The sequence below is a fragment of the Bradyrhizobium sp. R2.2-H genome, assembly GCF_004346455.1.
Lineage (GTDB): Bacteria > Pseudomonadota > Alphaproteobacteria > Rhizobiales > Xanthobacteraceae > Bradyrhizobium > Bradyrhizobium diversitatis.
Window position 1 is genome coordinate 42,601 of the sequence record NZ_SMBR01000016.1, and the last position, 24,002, is coordinate 66,602.

Below are 24,002 nucleotides of genomic sequence, written 5' to 3' on the forward strand. Positions count from 1 at the left end.
GATCCGGATAAATGTGGAGCGGTCTTCCGACAAGATCATGCTCAAGGCTTTAGGATGCCCCATTAGAGCGGAAACGCCCAAAAGGCTACTGCCTGCCGATATCGTCAGCCTTTTCCACGGGCGCAGCCCCCTGCTCGCTGGCGGCCTCGTAGTTCAGCTCGATCATGACCCCATTGGGGTCGTGGACGAAAATCTGCCAGAGATCGCCGCCGGGCACCTGGCGGGCCTCGAACTTCATCCCCTTGGACGCCAGCCGCTGCTTCATGCCGTCAAAGCCGCGACTGACGAAGGCGACGTGGTGGACAACGCCGGAATCCGGCTTTTGTGGCTCGGCGGTCGCAGAAATGTCGACGAGGTGCACCACCGGTTTACCCTCGCTGTACATCCAGGCGCCCGGGAAGGCGAAATTCGGCCGTGCGCCTTTTTCCAGGCCCAGCACGTCCGCATAGAAGCGGACGGTCTCGGCCAGATTCCGGGTCCGGATGTTGAAATGATCGAGGACGCCAACGCTCACGCCGCCCATGCTCTCGCTCCCTTTTTTGAAGTTCTTGGGTCCGCCATCCTAGCACAGGGGGCCGCCAAACGAAGCCGTTGCCCTCCGGCCTCAAGGGTTTATGGTGCGCCTCCAATCCGCCCTCATCGCGGAACCCAGGCGCCCCTCGCCTGGCAAGAACCGTAAAACCCAAACTACGGACAAGGTACCACAGATGGCTAAAGTCGCTTTCCTCGGTCTCGGCGTGATGGGCTTCCCCATGGCCGGACACCTCGTGAAAAAAGGGGGCCATGAGGTCACCGTCTACAACCGCACCGCGGCCAAGGCGAAGGAATGGGCGGACAAGTTCGGCGGCAAGACCGCACCGACGCCGAAGGCGGCCGCCGAGGGTCAGGATTTCGTGATGTGCTGCGTCGGCAACGACAATGACCTGCGCGCGGTCACGATCGGCCCCGACGGCGCGTTCGCTGGCATCAAGAAGGGTGCGACCTTCGTCGACCACACCACCGCCTCCGCCGAGGTCGCGCGTGAGCTGGACGCGGCCGCCACCAAGGCCGGCTTCAAATTCGTCGACGCCCCGGTCTCCGGCGGCCAGGCCGGCGCCGAGAATGGCGTGCTGACGGTGATGTGCGGAGGCGCGCAGGATGCCTATGCCGGCGCCGAGCCGATCATCACAGGCGCCTATGCGCGGATGTGCAAACTGCTCGGGCCCGCCGGAAGCGGCCAGCTGACGAAGATGGTCAACCAGATCTGCATCGCCGGTCTGGTGCAGGGTCTCTCCGAGGGTATCCACTTCGCCAAAAAGAGCGGCCTCGACGTCGCCGCAGTGATCGAGACCATCTCGAAAGGGGCCGCGCAATCCTGGCAGATGGAGAACCGCTACAAGACCATGAACGAGGACAAGTACGATTTCGGCTTCGCGGTCGAATGGATGCGCAAGGACCTGTCGATCTCGCTGGCCGAGGCCCGTCGCAACGGCGCCAGCCTGCCTGTCACCGCGCTGGTCGACCAGTTCTACGCCGAAGTCGAGAAGATGGGCGGCAAGCGCTGGGATACGTCGAGCCTGCTCGCACGCCTGCAACGCTGAGGCCTGTTGCGGCCTCGTCCCGGGCCGTGCAGCATCGTGCTTCGTCGCGACTCGGGCCGCGACGAGGTCAGAACGTGCGAACCGAAACAATCATAAACTTCTGGGGGAGCCTTGCTTAGCGTGATCGCCGCCATCCTCGTTGTCGCCTGCGTCGGCGTCGCGCCGGAGCTCCGACCCGGAATCGCCGGGATTGCCGCGGGTGGTGCCTGTCGGCGGGGATCGCGCCTCATTGCTCGCCTGCTCCCGGTCGCGCTCCTGATCCTGATTGCATCACCGTCGCAGGCGCTCGCCGCATCGCTCGACGGGGCGAGCATTCGCCCGCAATGGGCGCTCCCCTTCGCCGGCATGCTGCTGTCGATCGCGATATTTCCACTCGCAGCGCCTCACTTCTGGGAGCACCACCAGGGCAAGATTGCTGCGATGTGGGGCGCGCTGATCGTGCTGCCGCTTGCCGTCTGGTACGGCCCGCTTCCAACCATCCAGGCACTCGTCCATACCGCGCTGCTCGAATACATCCCCTTCATTCTGCTGCTCCTCGCTCTGTTCACCGTGGCCGGCGGAATCGTGGTGCGCGGCAATCTTCACGGCTCCCCCGTCCTGAATACGCTGCTGCTCGCCCTCGGCACTCTGATCGCGAGCGTCATCGGCACGACCGGCGCCTCGATGGTCATGATCCGGCCGGTCATCCGCGCCAATGACGACCGGCGGCACAACGCGCACGTCGTCATCTTCTTCATCTTTCTGGTGTCCAACATCGGCGGCTCGCTCTCCCCGCTGGGAGATCCGCCGTTGTTCCTGGGGTTCCTGCGCGGCGTGGACTTCTTCTGGACGACGACGCACCTGTTCCCCCAGACCACGTTCGTGGCCTGGATTCTGCTCGCCCTGTTCTTTTGCCTCGATACTTATCTTTATCGCAAGGAAGGCCGCGTCAAACCGGACCCAACTCCGGACAATCCCTTGCGGATCAGCGGCGGCCTCAACTTCGCTCTGATGGGAGTCATCATTGCTGCGATCCTCTTGAGCGCCAAGCTCGACCTCGGCGGATTTGAGGTTCTCGGCACGCATCTCCAGCTGCAGAATCTTCTGCGCGATGCCGTCATGATCGGCGTCGTGTTTGCATCTCTTGCCGTCACGCCGAAGGAGGACCACGACGCGAACGGTTTCTCTTGGGGCCCCATGATCGAAGTGGCCAAGCTGTTCGCCGCCATCTTCATCACCATCATTCCCGTGCTTGCGATCCTCAACGCCGGCAACTCCGGCGCGTTTGCCTCCGTCGTGAACATGGTCACCAACGTCGACGGCACGCCGAACAATGCCGCCTATTTCTGGTTGACCGGCTTGCTCTCATCCTTTCTCGACAACGCGCCGACCTATCTGGTTTTCTTTGAGCTTGCTGGAGGCGATGCCAAGCATCTGATGACGAATGGCGCCATGACCCTGGCCGCGATCTCCGCAGGTGCTGTATTCATGGGCGCGAACTCTTACATCGGTAACGCGCCCAACTTCATGGTTTACGCGATCGCGCGAGCGGGCGGCGTGGCAATGCCAGGCTTCTTCGGGTACATGGCCTGGACCTCCGTCCTGCTGCTGCCTGTGTTCGCGTTGGTCACGCTCGTTTTCTTCAGGTAAAGGCTGCGGGTTCCGCGAGCAGAGGTCGGGACCGGGCATTGGATTAACGCCGGGTTAACGTAATTCTTTAGCTCCTTAAGTCAGCTCTTAAGGATTTCTTGCCAGAGATAGACAACGCAGAAGTCCCGCGCCCGGCGTGGGCAGGAATTGTGTTGTTTGATGAGTAACCCCGCTGAAAAGCCCGAGGTTGTGCAGCTGCCGGCCGAGCCGGTGAGCGCGCCATCGGCGAGCAGCCGAAGGGCTGCGGCGCAGCGGGTGCGCGAGGCGCGGGACAGGTTAACGTCGACCAGTGGAACCCGGCCGGCTTTCGACGCCGAGATGCTGCGACAATACGCCCAGACGCGGCTGTCCGCCTCCTATGTCGTGATGCTGCTGGTGGTGGCCACCGGCGTGCTGTTCGGGCTGTGGATGCAGCCGGTCCCGGCCGCGGCCTGGACCGTCGGCATGCTCTGCATCCACAGCGCCATGATTCGCAGTTGCCGGCGCTTCCTGACCGAGCCCGCCTCGCCCACGGCGACGCGCGCGTGGCGGACGCGCTTCGTCGTGCTCGACCTGCTCTATGGCCTGTGCTGGATGGCGATCCTGATCCATCCCGTGCTCGACATGGTCACGGAAACGCTGATGATGTTCCTGATGCTGCTGGTGATCGCAGTATCGAGCATGCTCGCCGCCAACCTGCCGATCGCAGCCCTTGCCGCCACGGCGCCGGTCGCGGTCGCGATGGCGCTGAGCTTCGCAGTGACCGGCTCGCTGGACAATTACATCCTGGCCGCGCTGGCGCTTGCCGCCGAAGGCTATTTCGTCCTGCTGGCGCACCGCCTCCACTCCTCGACCTTCGCCACGCTGGAAGCGCGCGCAGAGAAGGACGCGCTGATCGGCGAGCTGGAACAGGCCAAGGCGATCTCGGACGAAGCGCGCCACCGTGCCGAAGCCGCCAACGTCGCCAAGTCGCGGTTCCTCGCGCAGATGAGCCACGAGCTGCGCACGCCGCTGAATGCCATCCTCGGCTTCTCCGAGGTGATGAAGAGCGAGATCTTCGGCGCGCACGCGGTGCCGGTCTACAAGGAATATTCCGCCGACATCCATAATTCCGGCGTGCACCTGCTCAATCTCATCAACGAGATCCTCGATCTGTCGCGGATCGAAGCCGGCCGCTACGAACTCAACGAGGAAGCGGTGTCGCTGGTCGGCATCGTCGCCGACTGCCATCATTTGATGAAGCTGCGTGCCTCGAGCCGCGGCATCACCATCCACGAAGTGTTCGAGCAGGCCATGCCGCGGCTCTGGGCCGACGAGCGCGCGATCCGGCAGGTGGTGCTCAATCTGCTCTCCAACTCGATCAAGTTCACCCCGCAGGGCGGCGAGATCTGGCTCAAGGCGGGATGGACCGCCTCGGGCGGACAATATCTCTCGGTGAAGGATTCCGGCTCCGGCATCCCCGAGGACGAGATTCCGGTCGTGCTCGCCTCGTTCGGCCAGGGCTCCAATTCGATCAAGTCGGCTGAACAGGGCGCCGGCCTCGGCCTGCCGATCGCCAAGAATCTGATCGACCTGCATGGCGGCACGTTCACGCTGAAATCGAAGCTGCGCATCGGCACCGAGGTGATCGTCACCTTCCCGCCGGAGCGTGTGATGAGCGCGCTTCCCCCGCTTTCGGATGAATCTCCGCCACTCCAGCCGGAGAGTTCCGGCCTGCCCGACGAGAAACGCCGGCCGCGCCACAAGCCGATCATGAGTGCGGGCACAGGCTCTTAACGAGATGCTTGCAGAGATGTCCGACGATCCCTCACAATGTCCGAATGAGCAAAGAAACACCGTGCGTCGCCGTCTGCATGATCGATCCCAAGACCAAGCTGTGCTTCGGGTGCGGCCGGACCTTGCCCGAGATCGCACGCTGGCATGCCATGGAAAGCGCGGACCGGCTCGCGATCATGGCCCTCTTGCCGGCGCGCATGACGGAAGCTGGACTTGCGCCGATCGCGGGATCGCCGAAACGCATCTGAGCCGCCCGTGGGCCGTCGGAGGCGCGCGATGATCCGCTTCCTGCTCGTTCTGGTCATGCTCGCCGGCACGGCAGGTGCCGTGGTCGCCTATGGCGACCCCGACCAAATCGCGCGGGCCAGCCACAAGGTCTCGCACATCTTCCGCGGACGGCCCCCCTCCCCTGCGCCGGCCGTACAGGTCCCGCGCGGCCAAGGCGGCGAATTCACACTGCGTGCGAAGATCAATGGCGTCACCGCGCCGATGGTGATCGATACCGGCGCGACATCGGTGGTGCTGACCTGGGAAACCGCGAAAGCAATCGGACTGCCGCTCGAGATGCTCGAATATGACGTCGACCTGGAGACCGCAGGCGGCCACACCAAGGCGGCGCGCCTCACGCTTGACCGTCTCGCCGTCGGCCATCTCGTGGAGAAGTCGGTGCCGGCCCTCGTCGTGCAGCGCGGCCAGATGAAGACCAATCTGCTCGGCATGAGCTTCCTCGACCGCCTTGAAAGCTGGGGCGTGCGCGCCGACAAGCTGATGCTCACCGGCTATCCGGAACTCCAGCGCAGTCATCGCCGCTCGCGCACGGCCGTCGACTAGCTGACTTACGCCGCCTCCGCCGGCGCGCGCGCAGCGACGTGCGCGATCGCATCGCGCAGCACTTCGAGACCAGCGCCCGGCCTCACCCCTTGTTCGGCCAGATGACGGCGGAAGGCCCGCGCGCCCGGCACGGCATGGAATGCGCCGACGAAATGCCGCGTGATCGCATGCAGTCGCGTTCCGCGCACCAGCTGCTGCTCGATGTAGGGCATCATCGCCTCGAGCGCATCCTGCATGGTCGCATGCGGCGCCGCTTCGCCGAAGATCTCCCGATCCACGGAGAGCAGCCGCCACGGCTCCTGATAGGCGGCGCGGCCGAGCATCACGCCGTCGACGTGTTCGAGATGTGCTTTCGCGTCTTCGATGCCAGGAATGCCGCCGTTGATGATGACAGTCACACCAGGCATTGCGTGCTTGAGGCGATAGACGCGGTCATAATCGAGCGGGGGAACGTTTCGATTCTCCTTCGGAGACAACCCGTTGAGCCAAGCCTTGCGGGCATGCACGATCAGCGCGTCGCAGCCGGACGCGACCACCGCATGTACAAGCGCATCGAGCGCGACTTCCGGGTCCTGCTCATCGATGCCGATGCGGCACTTCACGGTGACGGGAATCGCGACGGTGCGCTTCATCGCGTCGACGCACCTCGCCACCAGCTCCGGCTCTGCCATGAGGCAGGCACCGAAGCGGCCACCCTTCACGCGATCGGACGGACAGCCGACATTGAGGTTGATCTCGTCATAGCCGAACGCCTCGCCGATCCGCGCAGCCTCGGCCAGCTCGCGCGGATCTGAGCCGCCGAGCTGAAGCGCCACCGGATGCTCACAATGATCGAACCCGAGCAGCCGCAGCCGATCGCCATGAATGACGGCGCCGGTGGTGAGCATCTCCGTATAAAGCAACGCCCGCCGCGACAAATGACGATGGAACACCCGGCAATGCCGGTCCGTCCAATCCATCATCGGGGCGACGGAAAATTTACTTCTCATATCAGACGCTTAGCCGTCCTGTCGGTCCAACGCAACGAAAACCGGCTGAATTTTTCCGCTACAGATTCAAAGGCTTAGTTGCTGGTTCGGATTCCGCACCGTTTTTGGTGTACCACAAGTGTGTCATGGGTCTCACCACTGCAACTCATGGAATGCGATTTGGTGTGCCGCGATAAATTTAGTGCCGCCAATTTAGGGGCAGGCTTTTCTGCTCGCCGGATTCTCGCTTTCGATCAAGGATTAGGAGACCCCCAAACTGCCGGCCATGTGCCACTTGCCATCAACGCAGGCGATCGGGTGAGATGCCAAAACGTCTGCGAAAAATGGTCGCCACGGAAGCGACTATCGCGAATCGAACGTCGGAGGCGCCAGTTCAGCACTTCGGTGGCACCCGACATAGTGGCACGGTGCGACGACATCCAACGTCGGCAATCGCTGCCGACAGACCTCGACGGCCGATGGGCAGCGCTCGACAAAGCGGCAGCCGGGCAGCGGGTCGACCGGACTCGGCGGATCGCCCTTGACGAGATAGCGCCGCTTGAGCTCATCACGCATCGGTCCCGGAGGAGCGGCCGCGGCGAGCAGAGACCAGGTATACGGATGATGCGGTGCGCGGAAGATTTCGGCAGCCGGCGCCTGCTCGACGATCTTGCCCAGATACATCACGGCGACCTCGTCGCAGAATTGCTGGATCACAGCAAGGTCGTGCGAGATGAAGATGTAGGTGAGATTGCGCTCGCGCTGCAACCGCTTCAGCAGATTCAGGATCTGCGCCTGGATCGCAACGTCGAGCGCAGACACGGCCTCGTCGCAGACGATGAGATCCGGCTCGGGCGCAAGCGCGCGCGCGATGCAAAGCCGCTGACGCTGACCGCCTGAGAACTGATGCGGAAACAGGTCTGCGGCCTGCGGCGGCAGGCCGACTTCCGCCAGAAGCTTGCGCACCCGCTCGTCGCGGTCGCTACGGCTTCCGATGCCGAGCAAATCCAATGGCTCGCGGATCTGGTCGCCGGCACGGCGGCGCGGATTGAGTGCCGAGAATGGATCCTGAAACACGATCTGGAGGTGACGGCGCACGGCACGCAGCGGCTCGCCCGAGAGTTCGGCAATATTCCTGTTTCCGAACACGACCTGACCTGACGTGACCGGGACCAGCCGCATCACCGCTTGGGCGGTGGTCGACTTCCCGGAGCCGCTCTCGCCGACAATGCCGAACGTCGTGCCGCGCCGCACGCGAAAGCTGACGCCGTCGACCGCGTGAACAAAGGACGGCTTGCCCGATCGGCGGCCGGCCGGGAAATGAACCACGAGGTCGTTGACGTCGAGCAAAACGTCCGATGCGTCGTGGATTTGTGCTGCCTCAAACGCCGTCATGCCGCAACTGCCGCCTTGCACCAGCACGATACGGCGTGACCAGCCGCAATCGGCTCGAGTATCGGCTGTGGGTTCGACCGGCAGACATCGGCCGCCTCGGCACATCGGGCCAGAAACGCGCATTCGGCCCCGCGCGCACCGAGCGGCGGCACCATCCCGGGGATCTCGCCGAGGTCGGTCCAGGACTTCGGTGCCTGTCCGAGCTGGAGATGCGGCACGCAGCGCAGCAGTCCTCGCGTATAGGGATGACGTGGCTGCGCCACGATCCCCGCTGATGCCCCGGCCTCGATACAGCGGCCGGCATAAAGCACGAGGATCTCGTTGGCGAGTTCGCCGACGGCGCCGAGATCGTGGGTGATGAGCAGGATGGCCGTCCCAGTCTCACGTTGCAGCTGCGCGAGGAGATCGAATATCTGCGCCTGCACGGTGACGTCGAGCGCCGTGGTCGGCTCGTCCGCGATCAGGAGCTTTGGCTTGCCGGCAAGCGCCATCGCGATCATCACGCGCTGACGCATGCCGCCCGAAAGCTGGTGCGGATAGGCGTCGATGCGCCGCTCCGGTGCGGGGATCTGTACCGCCCGGAGCAGCGCGATGACGCGTTCGCGCACCGCGACGCCGTCGACGAGCCCCTGATGCCAGCGCAGCACCTCGCCGATCTGGTCGCCGACCGTGAACAGCGGGTTGAGCGCGGTCATCGGCTCCTGAAAGATCATCGACATGGCACTTCCGCGCAACGCACGCATATCCCTCGCCGGCAGCGACAGAATATCCCTCCCCTCCAACAGGATGCGGCCGCTGGTGATGACGAAATCCTCCGGCAACAGGCCCATCAGGGCGAGCGCGGTCATGCTCTTGCCGCAGCCGGACTCGCCGACGAGGGCGAGCGTTTGCGCCGACGCGACGGTGAACGACAGATTTTCGATGACCGGCACCAGGCGTCCGGCCTCGTTGCACATGCTGACGTTGAGATTGTCGACCTCGAGCAGGGCGCCCATCACGACCTCCGCCTGAGACGCGGATTGATCGCATCGTTGAGGCCGTCGCCGACCAGACTGATGGCAAGGACTGCAAGGAAGATCGCCATCCCCGGAAATATGACGGCCCACCAGGCATCGAGGATGTAGTTCCGGTTCTGTCCAAGCATCAGTCCCCAGCTCATCACGTTGGGATCGCCAAGACCCAGGAAGCTCAAGCCGCCTTCGAACAGGATTGCGACACCGATCGCCAGCGTCGCCGACACGATCACCGCGGGCAGCGCGTTCGGCAACAATACTCGCAGCATCAGATGACGGTCGCTGGCGCCGGCCGCGCGCGACGCTTTGACGAAATCGAGATCGCGAAGTCGCATGAACTCAGCCCGCGTCAGCCGCGCGGCCGACGTCCAGCTCACCGCACCGATCGCCACCGTAATCGTCGACAGCTTCGACCCGAACAAGGTCACCAGGACCATCGCGAACAGCAGCGGCGGCAGGATCTGGAAGAACTCGGTAATCTTGACCAGCACCACATCCACCACGCCGCCAAAGAAGCCGCTCAAGGAGCCGACCAACAGACCGATGGCGATCGTGATCAGGGCGGCGACGGCGCCGACCGCCAGGGTTGCGCGTCCGCCGTAGATCAGACCCGCCAATACGTCGCGGCCGAGATAATCCGTGCCGAGCCATGCATCAGAATCGGGTGGCATGAACGGCGCGCCAACCAGATCGAGCGGATCGACCCGGTAGAGATGCGGCCCGACGAGGGTCCCAACGATGATCAGTGCGAGCAGGCAGAGGCCGACGACGCCGGACGGACTCTTCAGGAACTGCCGCATTGCGATGCCAGCTGGCGAAGTCGCGCGCCTGGCCGGCAAGTCGATGGCCGAAACGATGGTCAAAGTTGGTGCTTCCAGGGTCGTCATCGTTGCCCCATCCGGATGCGCGGGTCGATCAGCCGGTAAACAATGTCAGTCAGGATGTTTGCTGCCATGACCATCAATGCAGAGAAGAACAGCACGGCCATCAGGGTCGGATAGTCGCGGCGCAGAATCGAATCGAACACCAGCCGGCCCATGCCGGGCCAGCTGAACACCGTCTCGACCAGCACCGCGCCGGCAAACAGATTGCCGAACTGGTGGCCGGCGACCGTGACGGTCGGGATCAGCGTGTTGCGCAGCGCATGCTTGCCGATCACGACCCACTCCGGCAGGCCCTTGGCCCGCGCGGTCCGGACGTAGTCGGCCGACAGCGCGTCGATCATGTTGACCCGCGCGAGCCGACTGTATTGGGCGATGAAGACCAGTGCCAATGTCAGCGACGGCAGCAGGAGATGCTGCGCGACATCGAGCACATAGTTCAGGCCCTGCTTGCGATGCACGACATCGGACATGCCGACGACCGGCAGGATCGGCCACACCGATCCGAACAGGAGCAGCAACATCAATCCGGTCCAGAAGATCGGCGCGGCATAGCCGGCCAGGGAGAACACGGTCACGGTGTGACTGAACAGACCATTCGGACGACGTGCGCTGACGACACCGAGAAAGGTGCCAATCACGAGCGCACTGACCAGCGCACAGGACGTAAGATAGAGCGTCGCAGGCAGCCGCTGAAGAACCAGGCCGAGCACCGGCGCGTTGAAATAGTAGGAGTAGCCGAAGTCGCCCGTCACGACGTTCCGAAGATAGATCGCAAGCTGCTCCATCAGGCTTTGGTCGAGCCCGTATTTGGTCCGCAGCGCCGCAACGACGTCAGCCGAGGCGCCCCCCATCTCACCGGCGATCACCTGAACGGGATCGCCGGGTGCGAGGTGGATCAGGCAGAAGTTCAGCACCAGCACTGCCAGCAGCAGCGCGGCGGCATTGGCAATCTGCCTTGTTAGGTGGATGGCCAAAGCCATGATGTCGAAGGACTCCTCACAGTCTCGATCGTGGTCGCGGTGACGTCATCAGGTATTGGTTAAGTCTTGGGCGGGGTCTCCCAGTACATCTCGTCCAGCGGAGACATCATGCCCCAGATCGTGGTGGGAAGGCCACCGAGCCCCTTGCTGAACGCATTGTAGTAAGGCGACACGTTGACGTAGTAGATCGGCACATCCTGGACCACGATCTTCTGGAACTCGGAATAGAGCGCCCTTCGCTTCTCCGGCGAGGTCTCCATTGCCGCCGCCCGCAACAGTTCGTCGACTTTCGGGTTGCTGTATTGCTGAGTGTTGGACCAGATGATGCCCTTGCGGATATTGGAGGACAGATAGGTCCGGTTGACCCCGATGACGGGATCGCCCCAGTTGTAGACGGTGTCCATGGTCAGATCGAAATCGAAGTTCGAAACGCGCTGCGCCCAGGTCGGAAAGTCGGGCGCCGCCCGCACCTCGAGATTGATGCCGACCCGCTTCATCTGCGAGCGGAGATATTCGGCAACGTTGCGTTGCTGCTCGTCGCCGCCGGGAATATAGTCGATGGTGAGCGCGAAGCGCGAACCATCGGCCCCCTTCGGATAGCCCGCGGCATCCAGCAGCGTCGCCGACTTGGCATAGTCGACCTTGTAGGGCTCGACGTTCGCCTCGGCGAGCGGTGAATCCGGCGCGATCGGCCCGAATGCGGGAGCAGCCTTGCCGCCCATCAGTTTGGAGACGATGAAGTCGCGATTGGCCGCGTACGCGATAGCCTGACGAACGCGGACGTCGTCGAGCGGCTTCTTCCTGGTGTTGAAGGCGAGCCAGTTGAGCGGACCAATACCGGCAAAGCCCTTGTCGGTCACGACGATGTTCGGCGCCTTCTGCAGGCGGTCGATATCGCGAACGCCCGCGACGAACGGCAGGGCCTGGACGTCGCCCCGCTCCATCGAGACCAGGGCGGCATTCCCATCCGAAACCAGCCGAACCACGATCTTGTCCAGCTTGGGGCGGCCGGGCATGAAGAACTTGTCGAACTTCTCCAGCGTGTAATATTCGCCCTGCTTGTATTCGGTCAGCTTGAAAGGCCCGGATCCGATCGGCTTGAGATTGGCGGGGTGCGTCTTCAGGTCCTGACCGTCACCGTAGATGTGTTTCGGCAGAATCGGCATCAGCGCCGGGGACATCGCCAGCAGCAGCGAGGGGCTGGGGTGTGACAGCCGAATGATCGCTGTTGCCGGATCCGGCGTGTCGACCTTTTCCACCGCCGCCAGCATGGTCTGGAATGGATGGTTGGCCTTGATCGCCATGATCGAGAAGGCGACATCGTCCGATGTCACGGGTTTGCCATCGTGGAATACGGCATTCTTGACGAGATGCAGGGTCACGGACAGCCCGTCGGGCGCGACCTCCCAGGACTGGGCCAGATAGGGCTGCGGCTTCCAGTTCTCGTCATAGCGCAGCGGGCTCGCGAAGATCTGTGCCGTCGGCATGGCCGTCGCCATGCCCGACTGCACCGCGCCGTTGAAGTGGCGTGGCACCTGGGTGGTGGCCACAACGAGCGTATTGCTGCCCGCCGCTTGGGCTCGCGCAGCAGGTGACGCAGCGGCGGCCGCAACGAGACCAAGGGCTCCCAGTACGAATGTCCGTCTGATCAACATGGCTCTATCCCCCTGTTCGATTTGATCGTCGGCAAGTCGAGGTCGTGCATCGATCGATATCCGCTCGTCGTCATGCAGCGGCCGATACGGCCAGTGCACGATCGAGAATGGCGTCCAGTTCATGATCTGCCGGGAGATCAACGGTCCCGACGCCCACCAACACGATCGCGTCCGCGCCCTGCCCGGCGTCGCGCTCGGGCTGCGCCAGCGACCAGGTCCGCGACACCATCTGGAACACCTGCGGCCGTGCTTGGTCGCCGATCCGGCAGACACCCTTCAATCGCAGCAGTTGCGGCGGCAACGCGTTCACCGCCGCGGCCAACAGATCGCGGTCGAAGCTGCCGGCGCGCCGATAGGTCCAGCGCCTGAACTCGCGTTCGTGATCGACGTCCCCATCGACGGAAACGGTGCGAAACCGTGGCGCCTCGCGTCGGCCGAACACAACGGTGTCCTGCACCCCGTCCGGGAGGATTTCGATCCGGAGGTCCTGTCGCACCGCGCGGATCGCACTGCGCGCTGCCTCCATCTGCTTATCGGTTACCAGATCGCGCTTGCTGAGCAGCACCACATCGCACTTTGCGAACTGGTTGCGGACCGTCTCGCCGACCTGGCGATCCTCGATCAGGGCCGAGATCCGGCTTGCATCGGCGAGCACGACCACGCCATCGAGCCGCAGCGCCGGCTCGACCAGCGCGATTTCGGCGATGCGCCAGGGATCGCCGACCCCACTCGCCTCGATCACGATGCGCTCGAAACGCCCGCTTTCGTCAAGCAGGCCGCCGAGCGTTTCCAGAAAGCCTGAACCGATGCTGCAGCAGACGCAACCATTGGTCAGCGACATCGTGGTGCCGTCGTGGCTCTCGATCAGGGCCGCATCGATATTGATCTCGCCGAAATCGTTCACCAGCACCGCGCAACGCGAACGACCGTTCGCCAGCAGCCGATTGAGCAGCGTCGTTTTGCCGGCGCCGAGAAAGCCTCCAATCACCGTGACCGGGATGGGCGCGGACCGGATCATGCGCGCGGAGCTTTCCTGACATGGCCGCCGACGACCGTGCCCCACACGGGCACGTCCTTCAGCCCAACGGGAGCGACCGCGAGCGGATCATCATCCAGGACGGCGAAGTCCGCAAATTTGCCGCACTCGATGCTGCCGATCAGGTGATCAAGCTTCAGCGTGTAGGCGGCGCCGATCGTGATGGCGGCCAGCGCCTGCTCGACGCCGAGAGCCTCCGTCTCGGTCCCGAGCTTGCGGCCTGACGACGAGACCCGATTGACCGCGCACCAGGCGGTAAACAGCGGCGAAAGTGGCGTGACAGGTGCATCCGAATGGATCGCGAACGGAACGCCGCTGCGCAGAGCGGTGCCGGTTGCATCCAGTCTCCCGGCGCGCTCCGGCCCCATTGTCAGATCGTGGTGGGAGTCACCCCAGTAGAACAGGTGGTTGGCGAACAGATTGACACAGACGCCGAGCGCCTTCATGCGCCGGAACTGCGCAGCATCCGCCATCTGGCAATGCTGCAGGGTGTGGCGGTGATCCGCGCGGGGCGTCGCGGCCAGCGCCTTCTCGATGGCATCGAGCGCCAGCTCCGTGGCCTCATCTCCATTGGTGTGGATGTGAAGCTGAATGCCCGCCTTATGATAGAGGTCGACCAGCCGTGGCAGATCCTCGGGCGCAATGTACCAAAGTCCGTTCGGGGCACCGTTGTGATAACCGGGCCATCGTAGTCGGGCGGTGAAGCCCTGGATTGAGCCGTCCACGACCAGCTTGACGATGCCGTAGTGCAGGCTGTCGTTGCCGTTCTCCCGTAATGTCGCGATCTTCGAGATCGCCTGCTCGGGCGTGTGCGAGGCCGATGCCAATGCAGGGACCAACCGCACACCAAACTCGGGCGAACGGGTGGCCGCCGCGTAGAGCTCGATCGTCGGATCCGTGAGATCATTGTGCAGATCGGTGATCGTGGTCACGCCCTGCACGCAGGCGGACGCGGCATAGCGATCGACGTCGTGCATCGTGATGGCGGAGGACAACGGATTGCCGAGCACGCGGAAGACGCGAAACCGAGCGGCGATACCCTGCAGCTCTCCGCTGGCCAGACCGTCCTCGCCGGCGACGACGCCGGAAATCTCGATCGCGTGCAACAATTCGGCGCGCTCCAGCGCCAGCGTGTTGACGTTGCTGATATGGAAGCTCGCATGGATCACCATGATCGGCCGCGTGGTCGAGACGCGATCGAGATCCCGCCGTGTCAGCATGCGTCCGCCGATATGCAGCGGATCGAAGCCCCAGGCGAACAGCGTTGCGTCGGGATCGCCGATTCTGGATTCGGCCTCCTGCAGCCGGGCGACTATCGCGTCGATGTCACGTACGCCCGATACGACCTTGCCTTCCGGCGAGCGACGATCAAACGCCCCGACATAGGGCAGCGACCACATCATGCCCTCCATGATGTGGCTGTGGCCCTCGACGAACCCGGGCAGCAGCACCTTGTCGCGGAAGCGGTCGTCGATCGCTCCGCCGGCGAATGGTGCAATCTCCGCAGCATTGCCGACTGCAACGATGCGGCCATCGCGCACCGCGACATGGGTCGCGTGCGGTCGCGACGGATTCATCGTCACGATCTTGCGGGCCGAGTAGACGACCGTCTCCGCGCTCACATTGAACTCCCAGATGTCACGTTATCGACCCTGGGACCTCGCGTGGGCCTAGACCAGCGCCAGATGCCATGCACAAATGGAGCCAGCCCATGCACGGCAGCGCGCCATTTTCGCCGGTATGGCGCGGTTTTTGCTTGGCTTTTTGTGTTTACGCGACCACCCTGGACAAGCCCCGATGGGAAAATTTGTACTCCTGCGGCAATCCGAAGCAACGGCACCGGCTGCCCCACCAAACGATGTCCTGTTCTGGGGATCGCTATTCCAGGGCCTGGATCGGGGCGGCAGTTTCCTGCAGCTCCAGATTCGCCGGATGATCGTAACGGCCATCGAGGACGGCCGGCTGCCTCTCGGCGTGCGCATGCCGTCCAGCCGAGATCTTGCCGCGCTCCTCAAGGTCTCGCGCAACACCATCGTCATCGCCTATGAGCAGCTCGTCGACCAGAACTTCCTGGTCTCGCGCGAACGCAGCGGCTATTTCGTCGCCGGCCTGCCCAAGCAGATTGGCGAGGCCAAACTGCCTGCGACCGAGGCTTACAGCCGGCGCTGGACCGAGCGCTTCGCGCTCCAGCCTTCGGCGTTCCGCAACATCGTCAAGCCGCTCGACTGGCAGACCTACCCCTACCCCTTTATCTTCGGCCAGTTCGACCCGAGTCTGTTTCCCACCAACGATTGGCGCGAGAGCGCGCGCGCCGCGCTCAGCGTTCCCGAGATCAACAACTGGGCGCGCGACATGATCGACGGTGACGATCCCGCGCTGATCGAGCAATTGCAGCGGCAGGTGCTGCCGCGCCGCGGCATTCGCGCGCGCGCCGACGAGATCATGATCACGATCGGAGCGCAGCATGCCCTCTATTTGATCGCCAAGCTGTTCGTGCGGCCGACGACGACCATCGGCATGGAAGACCCGGGATATCCAGACGCCCGCAACATCTTCGGCATGATGACGTCGGACGTCGTTCCGCTGCGGGTCGATGACGACGGACTGGTGCCCGACGACGACTTCGCGCGCTGCTCGCTTGCCTATGTCACCGCCAGTCATCAATGCCCAACCACGGCTGCGATGTCGCGCGCGCGTCGAGACGAAATTCTGCGGGCGGCGCGGGACCGCGACATCGTCCTGATCGAGGACGACTATGAAAGCGAGCTGATCCCGGAAGGCGATGCGCTGCCGCCGCTGATGAGCCTCGACCAGGACCAGACCGTCCTCTACGTCGGCAGCCTCTCGAAAGCCCTGGCGCCTGGGCTGCGGCTCGGCTACGTCGTTGCGCCGGCGCCCGTGGTCCGCGAGCTGCGGGCATTGCGGCGGCTGATGCTGCGGCACCCGCCTCTCAACAACCAGCGCGTCGCCGCGCTGTTCATCGGCCTCGGCCATTACCGCTCGCACCTGCAACAAGTCGGCCGCGTGCTGCTGGAGCGCGCCAGGCTGGTTGACGAATTGCTGCCGCAGACGCTGCCGACATGCCGTTGGGCCCGCGGATCCGGCAGCACGAGCTATTGGATCTCCTGCCCTGACGGAATCGACAGCGCAAGGCTCTCGGAGGCCGCGCGCGCCGAAGGTGTCGTGATCGAGCCCGGCGACGTGTTTTCGATGAGCCCCGACGCGACACGGCATTGCTTCCGGCTCGGCTTCTCGTCGATCCGGACCGACCGGATCGCCGCCGGCATGGCGAAGCTCGGCGAAGTGTTCGCGCCACAGGGTTAGAACAGGTCGCTCACGCCCTTGATGGCGCTGCCAAGCGCCACCACGGCAAGGCTGGCGATCGATACGCGGCGATGCAGCCGGTCGCTGCCACGGTGAAAGCCGAGATCGCCGAGCCAGGTTCCGAACAACATGACCGGAACGCCCAGCGCGGTCAGCACCACCGTGCTCTGATTCAACAGCCCCAGCATGGCAATGCTGATGAGCGCGGCAACGGACGAAACCAGGAAGAACACCATCATCGAAGCGCGCGCCGCGACGCGGCCGAAGGGACCAGCGCTGTAATAGATGATGACCGGCGGCCCCGGCATCGCCGCCAGGCCGTTGAACAGGCCCGCGCTCATGCCGACCAATGCCGTGACGCTGCGCGATGGAGCCACCGCGAGCCGGAAGCCGGCATTGAGCGCCACAACCGCACCAGCCGTGATCATCGCGATCATGATGCGTGCGGCCGGCGCGGACGCCACGCGCAGAATGAGCGCGCCGAGCGGCGAGCCGATCACGCCGCCGATGACGAGCCAGCGCAGCGACGGCCAATGGCAGACGCGCGAGGCGCGCGGAAGATCGCCAAGACCGATGATGAGCTGAAGACACACCGCGACCGGAACCGATTGCATCGGCTGCATGAACAGCCCCAGCAGCGGCACCGCCGTCAGCGCGAAGCCGAAACCGGTGAAGCCGCGCACCAGAGCCGCCGCCAGGATCGACATCGCGGCGGCCAGCATCACGGCAGGCGTCGGGAGCGCCATTGCGGCGATATCGCGGATCGCGACCACGGCCTCTGGCATAGTCATCGTCGATGCAGGGCGAGAGAGGGGAGATTGGCGGCCATCGCCGGATATCAACAGGCCGGAACTTCGCTGCGGAAGTGCCAGCTGCCTCCGCCTCGCCATGCCAGTCTGGCCGTAGAGCCCGTGCAGTCTGGTTCTACGGCCACCTCCTCACCGCGTGGCATGTCCAGATGCTCCCATCAGGCTGTAGCGGCGCGCGTTGGCGCGCGAGGATACCGGCATGCGCAACATCAATACCATCAGGCAAGAGCTGCTCGAAACCCTGTTCGCCGCCTTCAACCGGCACGACAGCGCGGGCGTAATGGCGTGCATGACCGAGGACATCGTGTTCGACACGGCCGCGGGTCCCGACATCTGCGGCCGACGGCTGGCCGGCGCGAGCGCGGTTCGGGCCGCTTTCGAGGCAACCTGGACCGGGATGCCCGATGTGAGCTGGGAGTGCACGCGGCACACTGTGTTCGGCGACCGCGCCGTCTCCGAATGGATTTTTCGCGCCACCTCGCCGGACGGTGCGCGCATCGAGGTCGAGGGCTGCGATCTCTTCGGATTCCGCGGCGAGAGGATCTGCACCAAGAGCGCCTTCCGCAAGGACAGGCCGGCGCAGCCGGCCGCGCAGCGGAGCGACGCGCGATGAACGTGCACGCTGCGCCGCCAGCGGCGGCCTATGATCCGCACTATGACCCGCTGGTTTCCAGTGGTCCCGGCCGCAATCGGCAATATGCCCCGACCTACTGGATCGCCACGGCCGGCACACCTCCGCCGGACGACGGCCCGATCATGAACGACACGGTTGCCGACGTCGCAATCATCGGCTCGGGCTATACCGGGCTCGCCTGCGCGATCTTCCTTGCGCGCGAATACGGCATCAAGGCCGTCGTGCTCGAGGCCAATCGCGTCGCCTGGGGCTGTAGTACCCGGAATGGCGGCCAGGCGCAGAATGCCTCAGGCCGCCTGACGCGCTCGCAATGGATCAAGCGCTGGGGTCTCGATACCGCCAGGCGCATGCACGCCGAGATCACCGAAGGATTCGAGACCTTTGAAGAGCTCGTTCGCGCGAGCCCGGTCGACTGCGAGCCGCAGCGCGGCGGACACCTCTATATTGCCCATCGCCGGCGCAACCTCGACAAGATCGCAGCCGAATCGAAGGTCCTCAACGAGCTGTTCGGCTATGCGACGCGCGTCGTGTCACACGATGAGCTGCGCCGTGATTTCGTCGACGAAGCCGAGGCCGTCGGCGCGGTCCACGAGCCTCTCGGAACCGGGGTCCATCCGGCCAGGCTCGCGTTCGGCTACCTGCGCATGGCACGAGATCTCGGCGTGCGCGTACATACCGCGAGCCCGGTGCAGCGGATCGAACGGCATGAGGGCGCATATCTTCTGCGCACGCCGGGCGGGACGGTGCGCGCTGCCGCGGTAGGGATCGCGACCGGCGCCTACACATCGCTCGGCCTGACGCCGGAGCTCGGCGGCCGCTGCATGCCGATCCTCTCCAATTCGCTGGTGACACGGCCGCTGACACGGGCCGAGATCGATGCGACCGGGTTCCGCACCAGGCAGGTGATCACGGACACCCGCACGCTTCGCTTCTACTACCGCCTGCTGCCGGACAATCGTCTCCAGATCGGCAGTCGCAGCGCGATCACCGGCGCGGACGCGGCCCACGACCGCCATCTTCAGCTCCTGATCGGTGGCCTTCACCGCAAATTCCCGCCGCTCGAAGGGATCGAAATCGACTACTCCTGGTGGGGCTGGGTCGACGTCAGCCATGACATGATGCCCCGCATCTTCCGGCCCGACGCAAAGCAGAAGCTGGTCTATGCACTCGGCTATGGCGGCAACGGCGTGTCCTATTCTGCGCAAGCGGGCCGCCGCATGGCCCAGATGCTCGCGGGCAAAACATTCAAAGGCCAAGAGCTGCCAATCTTCACCTCCCCGCTCCCGACGCATCCCTTCGCGCCATTCCGCCGTCTCGGTCAGCGCATGCTCTATCATTGGTATCATCTGCGCGATGAAGCCCGCTGATTGCCGGCATCCTTCAGAGCTGCTGGCTAGCTGCAATCTCTACAGGGAACCGGCGAGAAGCCTGGTGCGAACTCAATCCGCCGTGCTTTTGATTTCCCGGTGCACACGTCGTGCACACGCGCCCTCGCAATCGACTGAAATATTTGAACTCTCGCTCGCGTGAGCACAGGAACTGCAGGCGGGCTCGAAAGACACGGAGCAGAATGCAGTCCCGGATGCTGACAGCGATCTGCAAGGGCAACGCACGGCCGAGGTCCGGTCGACGCTGAGGCGGCTGTTGGAGCGGCCAGCGATGGCCACCGGCATCCCTCAGGATGGGCCAGAAGTGGATTCGGGTCCAGCCTCGGCGGGATCGGTCACCCCGACCGTGTGATAGGCACGGCCGAAATAGATCAGATTGTCGGTGCAGCCGGATCTTTGCAGCGCGACGACGCGGCAGAACAGCACATCGTGGGTGCCGACATTGACGACATCCGCAATCCGGCAGTCGAACGCCGCAGCACAGTCGGCCAGCACCGGCGCGCCGGTTGCGAGTGTGGACCACGCTGCTGCAGCAAACCGTTCCTCCGCTGGCACCTTGCCGCCGAACAGACGGGACAGTTGCTCGTGCCGCGCCGAGAGCACGTTGATGCACACCACCTTGTTGCGCGTCACACCGACATAGGCCGAGGAGCCGCGGTTGATGCAGACCAGCAGCGTCGGCGGATCGTCAGTGACACTGCAGATCGCGGAGGCCGTAAATCCAGTGCGGCCCGCGCCACCATCCGTCGTGACGATGCTGACGGCGGCACCAAGACAGGCCATCGCGTCACGGTAGTCCCGGCGAGCCACATCCTGCATCGATGTTCTCACCCCTCGATGGCAGGCGAAGGCGAGCTCGCACAGCACCTGTGCCAACACGGCAGCGCCGGCCGCGACATGATCGGGCTCGGCCCATTCGTGCTCGACATGGCTGGCGCCGTCGCGGCACGGGATGAAGATCATCGCAGCCGGACAGACTTTTGCGAGATGACGGGCATCGTGACCGGCGGCGGAGAGGATCGCCATGGCGGAATGCCCCTGCTCACGCGCGGCCTTCGCGATGCTCGCGCGCAGGCGCGGATCGAACACGTTAGACGGCGCATCCACGAGCGGCGTCACCGTAACCGAGCACGGCGGGGCGGTCTCCTGGCAAAGAGTTTTGATGCGCGCGCCGGCCGCGTCGAGCACGGCATTGTCGGGGTGACGCAGATCGATGCTGAAGCTGACGCGCGATGGCACCACCGACGGCGCGTTCGGCACGACAGCGACCCGGCCGATGGTGAACTTGATGTCGGCATCGATGGTGCCGATCTCGGCATGGAGCGCCGACGCCATCCGCGCAAAGGCCGCGAGCGCATCCCGCCTCTCCGACTGCGCCAGCGTGCCGGCGTGTCCTTCGCTCCCCTCAACCACCACCTGAAAGGTCTTCTTGCCCTGGATGCCGCTGACGACACCGATGGTACAGTCGGCCGCTTCCAGCACTGGTCCCTGCTCGATGTGCAATTCGAGATAGGCGCCGACAGCGAAGCCGAGCGACCGATGCGGCAGATCGGGAAACGCCGCGTGAAGACGGTCGAGCGCCTCGCCGACGCTGATGCCGTCCGCATCGCGCGCGGCGCGGATCGCGTCCAAGCCGCGCTCGCCGGTAAAGGCCTCCGAGCCCATCATGCCCGGCGCGAAGCGCGAGCCTTCCTCGTTCATCCAGGCGACGACGATGAGGTCGCGCATGGGCTTCTCGCCTTGCCCGGCGAGCGAGACGACCGCCTCCAACGCCGCCATCACACCGGCCGCACCATCGAACTTGCCGCCAGTGGGTTGGCTATCGAGATGACTGCCAAGGAGAAGCGGCGGCGCGACCCGATCGCGGCCGGCCAGCGTCAGGAAGAGGTTTCCTGTAGCGTCTGTCGACGGTATCAAGCCCGCCTCGCCGGCCCAGCGGATGACGCGGCGCCAGGCGGCGATCTCGCCATCGCTCAATGCCTGGCGGTTGACCCCGCCGGCCGGCGTCGCGCCGATCTCTGCGAGTGCCATCAAGCGGGTCCAGAGCCGGTCGGCGTTGATCAGGGGCTGGCTCGTCATCGACTACTTCGTGCGCATGATCTGGCCCGGCAGCGCGCGGGGATCGCGCGGCAGCCAGTGTCCCGCCTCGACCTGGGCGATGAACTCGGCGAGCAATGCGTTGAATGCTGCCGGCTCTTCCAGATTGAGCGTGTGGCCGGTCTTTGGAAAGACCGAAAGGCCGCAGGCGGGAATGGTCTTCTTCAGGAAGATGCCGGGCTGGAGACAGTGATCGTCCTCGTCGCCGACGACGACCAGCGTCGGCACCATCATCTTTTTCAAGCCGTCTTCGAGATCGTAGAAGGATGGCCGGCGAGCCTGGACGCCGCGCATGGTGTTGGCGGCGCCGCGGTCGGAATGGGTGGCGAGGCGATCGGCGAATTCCTGCCAGCCACGCGGATCCTTGTTCTGGAACTGCACGCGGCTCGCACCAAGCGCATAGATCTTGGAAAACTCCTTCGCGCCCTGCTTCTCGAAATTGTCGGCGACCTCGAGCGAGACGCCGCGGAAATATTCCTCGAACTCCTTCTCGCAGCCGTAGCCGGCGCCGGCCACCGTGAGAGACAACGCGCGCTCCGGGGTGCGCAGGCCGAAATGCACCGTGCAGAAGCCGCCCATGGAGAGGCCGACGATGTGCGCCTTCTCGATCTCGAGCGCGTCGAGCACAGCAACCGCATCGTCCGCCGCAATCGCCTGCGAATAGGCCTCCACGCCGTCAGGCACATCCGACGGCGGATAGCCGCGCGCGGCGTAGCTGATGCAGCGATGGCGCCGGCTGAAATAACGCAGCTGAGGCTCCCAGCTCTGGTGATTGCCGCCGAACTCGTGGATGAAGAGGATCGGCGTGCCCTCGCCCGCTTCCTCCACGTGCAGCTTCACGCCGTCTTTCGCTGTGATCATCGTCATCTGCATCGTCCCTAGAATTGCGGCGGCAAGTCGTTGAGCGTGCGCGCCTGCGTGACCATCTCCGGCAGCAGCGTGCAAAACTTCTCGACCCAGGCTTGCGGCACCGATGTGCTGATCTTCACGAAGCGGTCGCCGAATCTCTGGGTGTGATAGGTGCCCTGCCGGATCATGATGCCCTGGCGCCGATAGCATTCGACCAGCGCCTCCGGGCGGATGCCCGCCGCGATGGTTTCGAGCACCAGGAAGTTACCGTGCGAGGGCATGATCGGCAGCGCGAGCCCGTCGATCGCGGCGGCGGCCTCCTGGATCATCGCCTTGTTGGCCCGGTCGGTACTGCGGACCTTCTTCATCCATTCGGCCTTGACGGACAACCCCGCCTGCGCCGCGCGTTGGGCAATGACGCTGGCGCCGAGCACGCTGGTGGAGGTCTGCGCCAGTTCCTCGAAAAGGTCGGGCGCGGCGACGAGAGCTCCGATGCGGAGGCCCGCGAGCCCGAGCCATTTCGAAAAGCTGGTCGAGACCACCGAGCCTTTCGGGGCAACATGCAGTGCCGGGGTATGCCCGTCGGCAAAATCGCGATAGGTGCAGTCGTGGACCAGCAGCGCGCCGTAATCGCGCGCGATCTCCGCAAAGCTCTCGATCTCCTCTCGGGTGTATCGGATGCCGAGCGGATTGTTGGGATCGACGAGATAGATGACCGCGGTGCGCTCATCGACGTTCGCCTTCAGAGCCTCGGACGTCAGGCGGTAGTTGCAGGCGGGATCGTAGATCGGAATCTCGATCACCTCGGCGCCCTGCTGCCGCGCGAACAGGCACGGCCATTTCCAGGTTGGATCGGTCGTGACCAGCGTGGTGCCCGGCTTGCAGCGCGCGCGGCAGATCATCGCCAGCGCGTTGACTCCTCCCTCGGTCACCAGCGCTTCTGCGCCGGGCGCGCCGAGATCGGCGACGATCGCCGCGCGTAGCGCCTCGAAGCCGAGCGGCGGGGCATAGGCATTGAACTCGCCCGCCTCGATCGAGCGCAGCATCGCCTCACGCACGGCGGGATGGCTCTCGACGTGATTGGTGTTCTGGCCGAGCCAATAAAGCCCGGGCGTCGCCGAAAGCTCGTCGAAATAGCGGTTGCGGACGAGCGCTGTGGATTGAGATCCCGACAT

The 24,002-nt window shown here is 64.5% G+C and carries 21 protein-coding genes; 8 read left to right on the forward strand and 13 right to left on the reverse strand.

Annotated features, from left to right (window positions below; all coding sequences use genetic code 11):
* Positions 1-85: 85 nt before the first annotated feature.
* The gene (locus tag EDE08_RS31995; RefSeq protein ID WP_028179674.1) at positions 86-523 is read right to left on the reverse strand and encodes a VOC family protein; all 438 of its coding nucleotides are present in this window, start codon (positions 521-523) and stop codon (positions 86-88) included.
* Between the two features lie 184 nt (positions 524-707).
* Between EDE08_RS31995 and EDE08_RS32000 the strand changes: the two genes are divergently transcribed.
* From EDE08_RS32000 to EDE08_RS32020, 5 genes are all read left to right on the forward strand, one after another.
* Positions 708-1,580: an NAD(P)-dependent oxidoreductase gene (locus tag EDE08_RS32000; RefSeq protein WP_131873244.1), complete on the forward strand. Its 873-nt coding sequence runs from the start codon at positions 708-710 to the stop codon at positions 1,578-1,580.
* Positions 1,581-1,817: 237 nt separating this feature from the next.
* A complete protein-coding gene (locus tag EDE08_RS32005; protein ID WP_502700656.1) occupies positions 1,818-3,209 on the forward strand; it encodes a sodium:proton antiporter in 1,392 nt (463 codons plus the stop codon).
* Positions 3,210-3,368: 159 nt separating this feature from the next.
* A complete protein-coding gene (locus EDE08_RS32010; protein ID WP_131873242.1) occupies positions 3,369-4,964 on the forward strand; it encodes a sensor histidine kinase in 1,596 nt (531 codons plus the stop codon).
* A gap of 44 nt (positions 4,965-5,008) precedes the next feature.
* Positions 5,009-5,212, forward strand: a complete 204-nt coding sequence (locus EDE08_RS32015) for a DUF1289 domain-containing protein (RefSeq protein ID WP_027571622.1) — start codon at positions 5,009-5,011, stop codon at positions 5,210-5,212.
* A gap of 28 nt (positions 5,213-5,240) precedes the next feature.
* Positions 5,241-5,795, forward strand: coding sequence for a TIGR02281 family clan AA aspartic protease (locus tag EDE08_RS32020; RefSeq protein WP_131873240.1), 555 nt, complete (start codon positions 5,241-5,243; stop codon positions 5,793-5,795).
* A gap of 5 nt (positions 5,796-5,800) precedes the next feature.
* Here the strand turns inward: EDE08_RS32020 and dusA are convergent, their stop codons facing one another.
* The 8 genes from dusA to EDE08_RS32060 all read right to left on the reverse strand — a co-directional run bounded on the left by dusA (position 5,801) and on the right by EDE08_RS32060 (position 15,348).
* Entirely contained in the window at positions 5,801-6,784 is a 984-nt protein-coding gene (gene dusA / locus EDE08_RS32025) for a tRNA dihydrouridine(20/20a) synthase DusA (protein ID WP_131873238.1), read from the reverse strand.
* 342 nt (positions 6,785-7,126) lie between these two features.
* Positions 7,127-8,158 carry an ABC transporter ATP-binding protein gene (locus EDE08_RS32030; protein ID WP_131873236.1) on the reverse strand — a complete coding sequence of 344 codons (1,032 nt, stop codon included), beginning with the start codon at positions 8,156-8,158 and terminating at the stop codon, positions 7,127-7,129.
* Entirely contained in the window at positions 8,155-9,153 is a 999-nt protein-coding gene (locus tag EDE08_RS32035; RefSeq protein ID WP_131873234.1) for an ABC transporter ATP-binding protein, read from the reverse strand. The genes EDE08_RS32030 and EDE08_RS32035 overlap by 4 nt, the downstream gene beginning before the upstream one ends.
* A complete protein-coding gene (locus EDE08_RS32040; RefSeq protein WP_131873232.1) occupies positions 9,153-10,058 on the reverse strand; it encodes an ABC transporter permease in 906 nt (301 codons plus the stop codon). The genes EDE08_RS32035 and EDE08_RS32040 overlap by 1 nt, the downstream gene beginning before the upstream one ends.
* Positions 10,055-11,035: an ABC transporter permease gene (locus tag EDE08_RS32045; protein WP_131873231.1), complete on the reverse strand. Its 981-nt coding sequence runs from the start codon at positions 11,033-11,035 to the stop codon at positions 10,055-10,057. The genes EDE08_RS32040 and EDE08_RS32045 overlap by 4 nt, the downstream gene beginning before the upstream one ends.
* Positions 11,036-11,094: 59 nt before the next feature.
* Positions 11,095-12,690 carry an ABC transporter substrate-binding protein gene (locus EDE08_RS32050; RefSeq protein ID WP_131873229.1) on the reverse strand — a complete coding sequence of 532 codons (1,596 nt, stop codon included), beginning with the start codon at positions 12,688-12,690 and terminating at the stop codon, positions 11,095-11,097.
* A 70-nt stretch (positions 12,691-12,760) separates the two neighbouring features.
* Positions 12,761-13,708 (reverse strand): CobW family GTP-binding protein, encoded by a 948-nt coding sequence (locus EDE08_RS32055; protein ID WP_131873227.1) that lies wholly within the window; start codon positions 13,706-13,708, stop codon positions 12,761-12,763.
* Complete coding sequence (locus EDE08_RS32060; protein ID WP_131873225.1) at positions 13,705-15,348, reverse strand: amidohydrolase; 1,644 nt, start codon at positions 15,346-15,348, stop codon at positions 13,705-13,707. Before EDE08_RS32060 ends, EDE08_RS32055 begins: the two co-directional genes overlap by 4 nt.
* Positions 15,349-15,523: 175 nt before the next feature.
* Here EDE08_RS32060 and pdxR point away from each other — a divergent pair, with 175 nt between their 5' ends.
* Positions 15,524-17,050 carry a MocR-like pyridoxine biosynthesis transcription factor PdxR gene (gene pdxR, locus EDE08_RS32065; RefSeq protein ID WP_131873223.1) on the forward strand — a complete coding sequence of 509 codons (1,527 nt, stop codon included), beginning with the start codon at positions 15,524-15,526 and terminating at the stop codon, positions 17,048-17,050.
* Here the strand turns inward: pdxR and EDE08_RS32070 are convergent.
* Positions 17,047-17,841, reverse strand: coding sequence for a sulfite exporter TauE/SafE family protein (locus EDE08_RS32070; protein ID WP_245524939.1), 795 nt, complete (start codon positions 17,839-17,841; stop codon positions 17,047-17,049). The two genes, pdxR and EDE08_RS32070, sit on opposite strands and share 4 nt — an antisense overlap.
* A gap of 217 nt (positions 17,842-18,058) precedes the next feature.
* Between EDE08_RS32070 and EDE08_RS32075 the strand changes: the two genes are divergently transcribed.
* Complete coding sequence (locus tag EDE08_RS32075; protein WP_131873221.1) at positions 18,059-18,472, forward strand: nuclear transport factor 2 family protein; 414 nt, start codon at positions 18,059-18,061, stop codon at positions 18,470-18,472.
* Positions 18,469-19,860, forward strand: coding sequence for an NAD(P)/FAD-dependent oxidoreductase (locus EDE08_RS32080; protein ID WP_131873219.1), 1,392 nt, complete (start codon positions 18,469-18,471; stop codon positions 19,858-19,860). The genes EDE08_RS32075 and EDE08_RS32080 overlap by 4 nt, the downstream gene beginning before the upstream one ends.
* A 309-nt stretch (positions 19,861-20,169) precedes the next feature.
* On the opposite strand, the gene EDE08_RS32090 is transcribed toward EDE08_RS32080, so the two are convergent.
* Genes EDE08_RS32090 through EDE08_RS32100 form a run of 3 tightly spaced genes read right to left on the reverse strand, consistent with a single transcriptional unit; the run spans position 20,170 to position 24,002 of the window.
* Complete coding sequence (locus tag EDE08_RS32090) at positions 20,170-21,960, reverse strand: hydantoinase/carbamoylase family amidase (RefSeq protein WP_245524940.1); 1,791 nt, start codon at positions 21,958-21,960, stop codon at positions 20,170-20,172.
* 3 nt (positions 21,961-21,963) lie between these two features.
* Complete coding sequence (locus tag EDE08_RS32095; RefSeq protein ID WP_165936347.1) at positions 21,964-22,845, reverse strand: alpha/beta fold hydrolase; 882 nt, start codon at positions 22,843-22,845, stop codon at positions 21,964-21,966.
* Positions 22,846-22,856: 11 nt separating this feature from the next.
* Complete coding sequence (locus EDE08_RS32100; protein ID WP_131873217.1) at positions 22,857-24,002, reverse strand: pyridoxal phosphate-dependent aminotransferase; 1,146 nt, start codon at positions 24,000-24,002, stop codon at positions 22,857-22,859.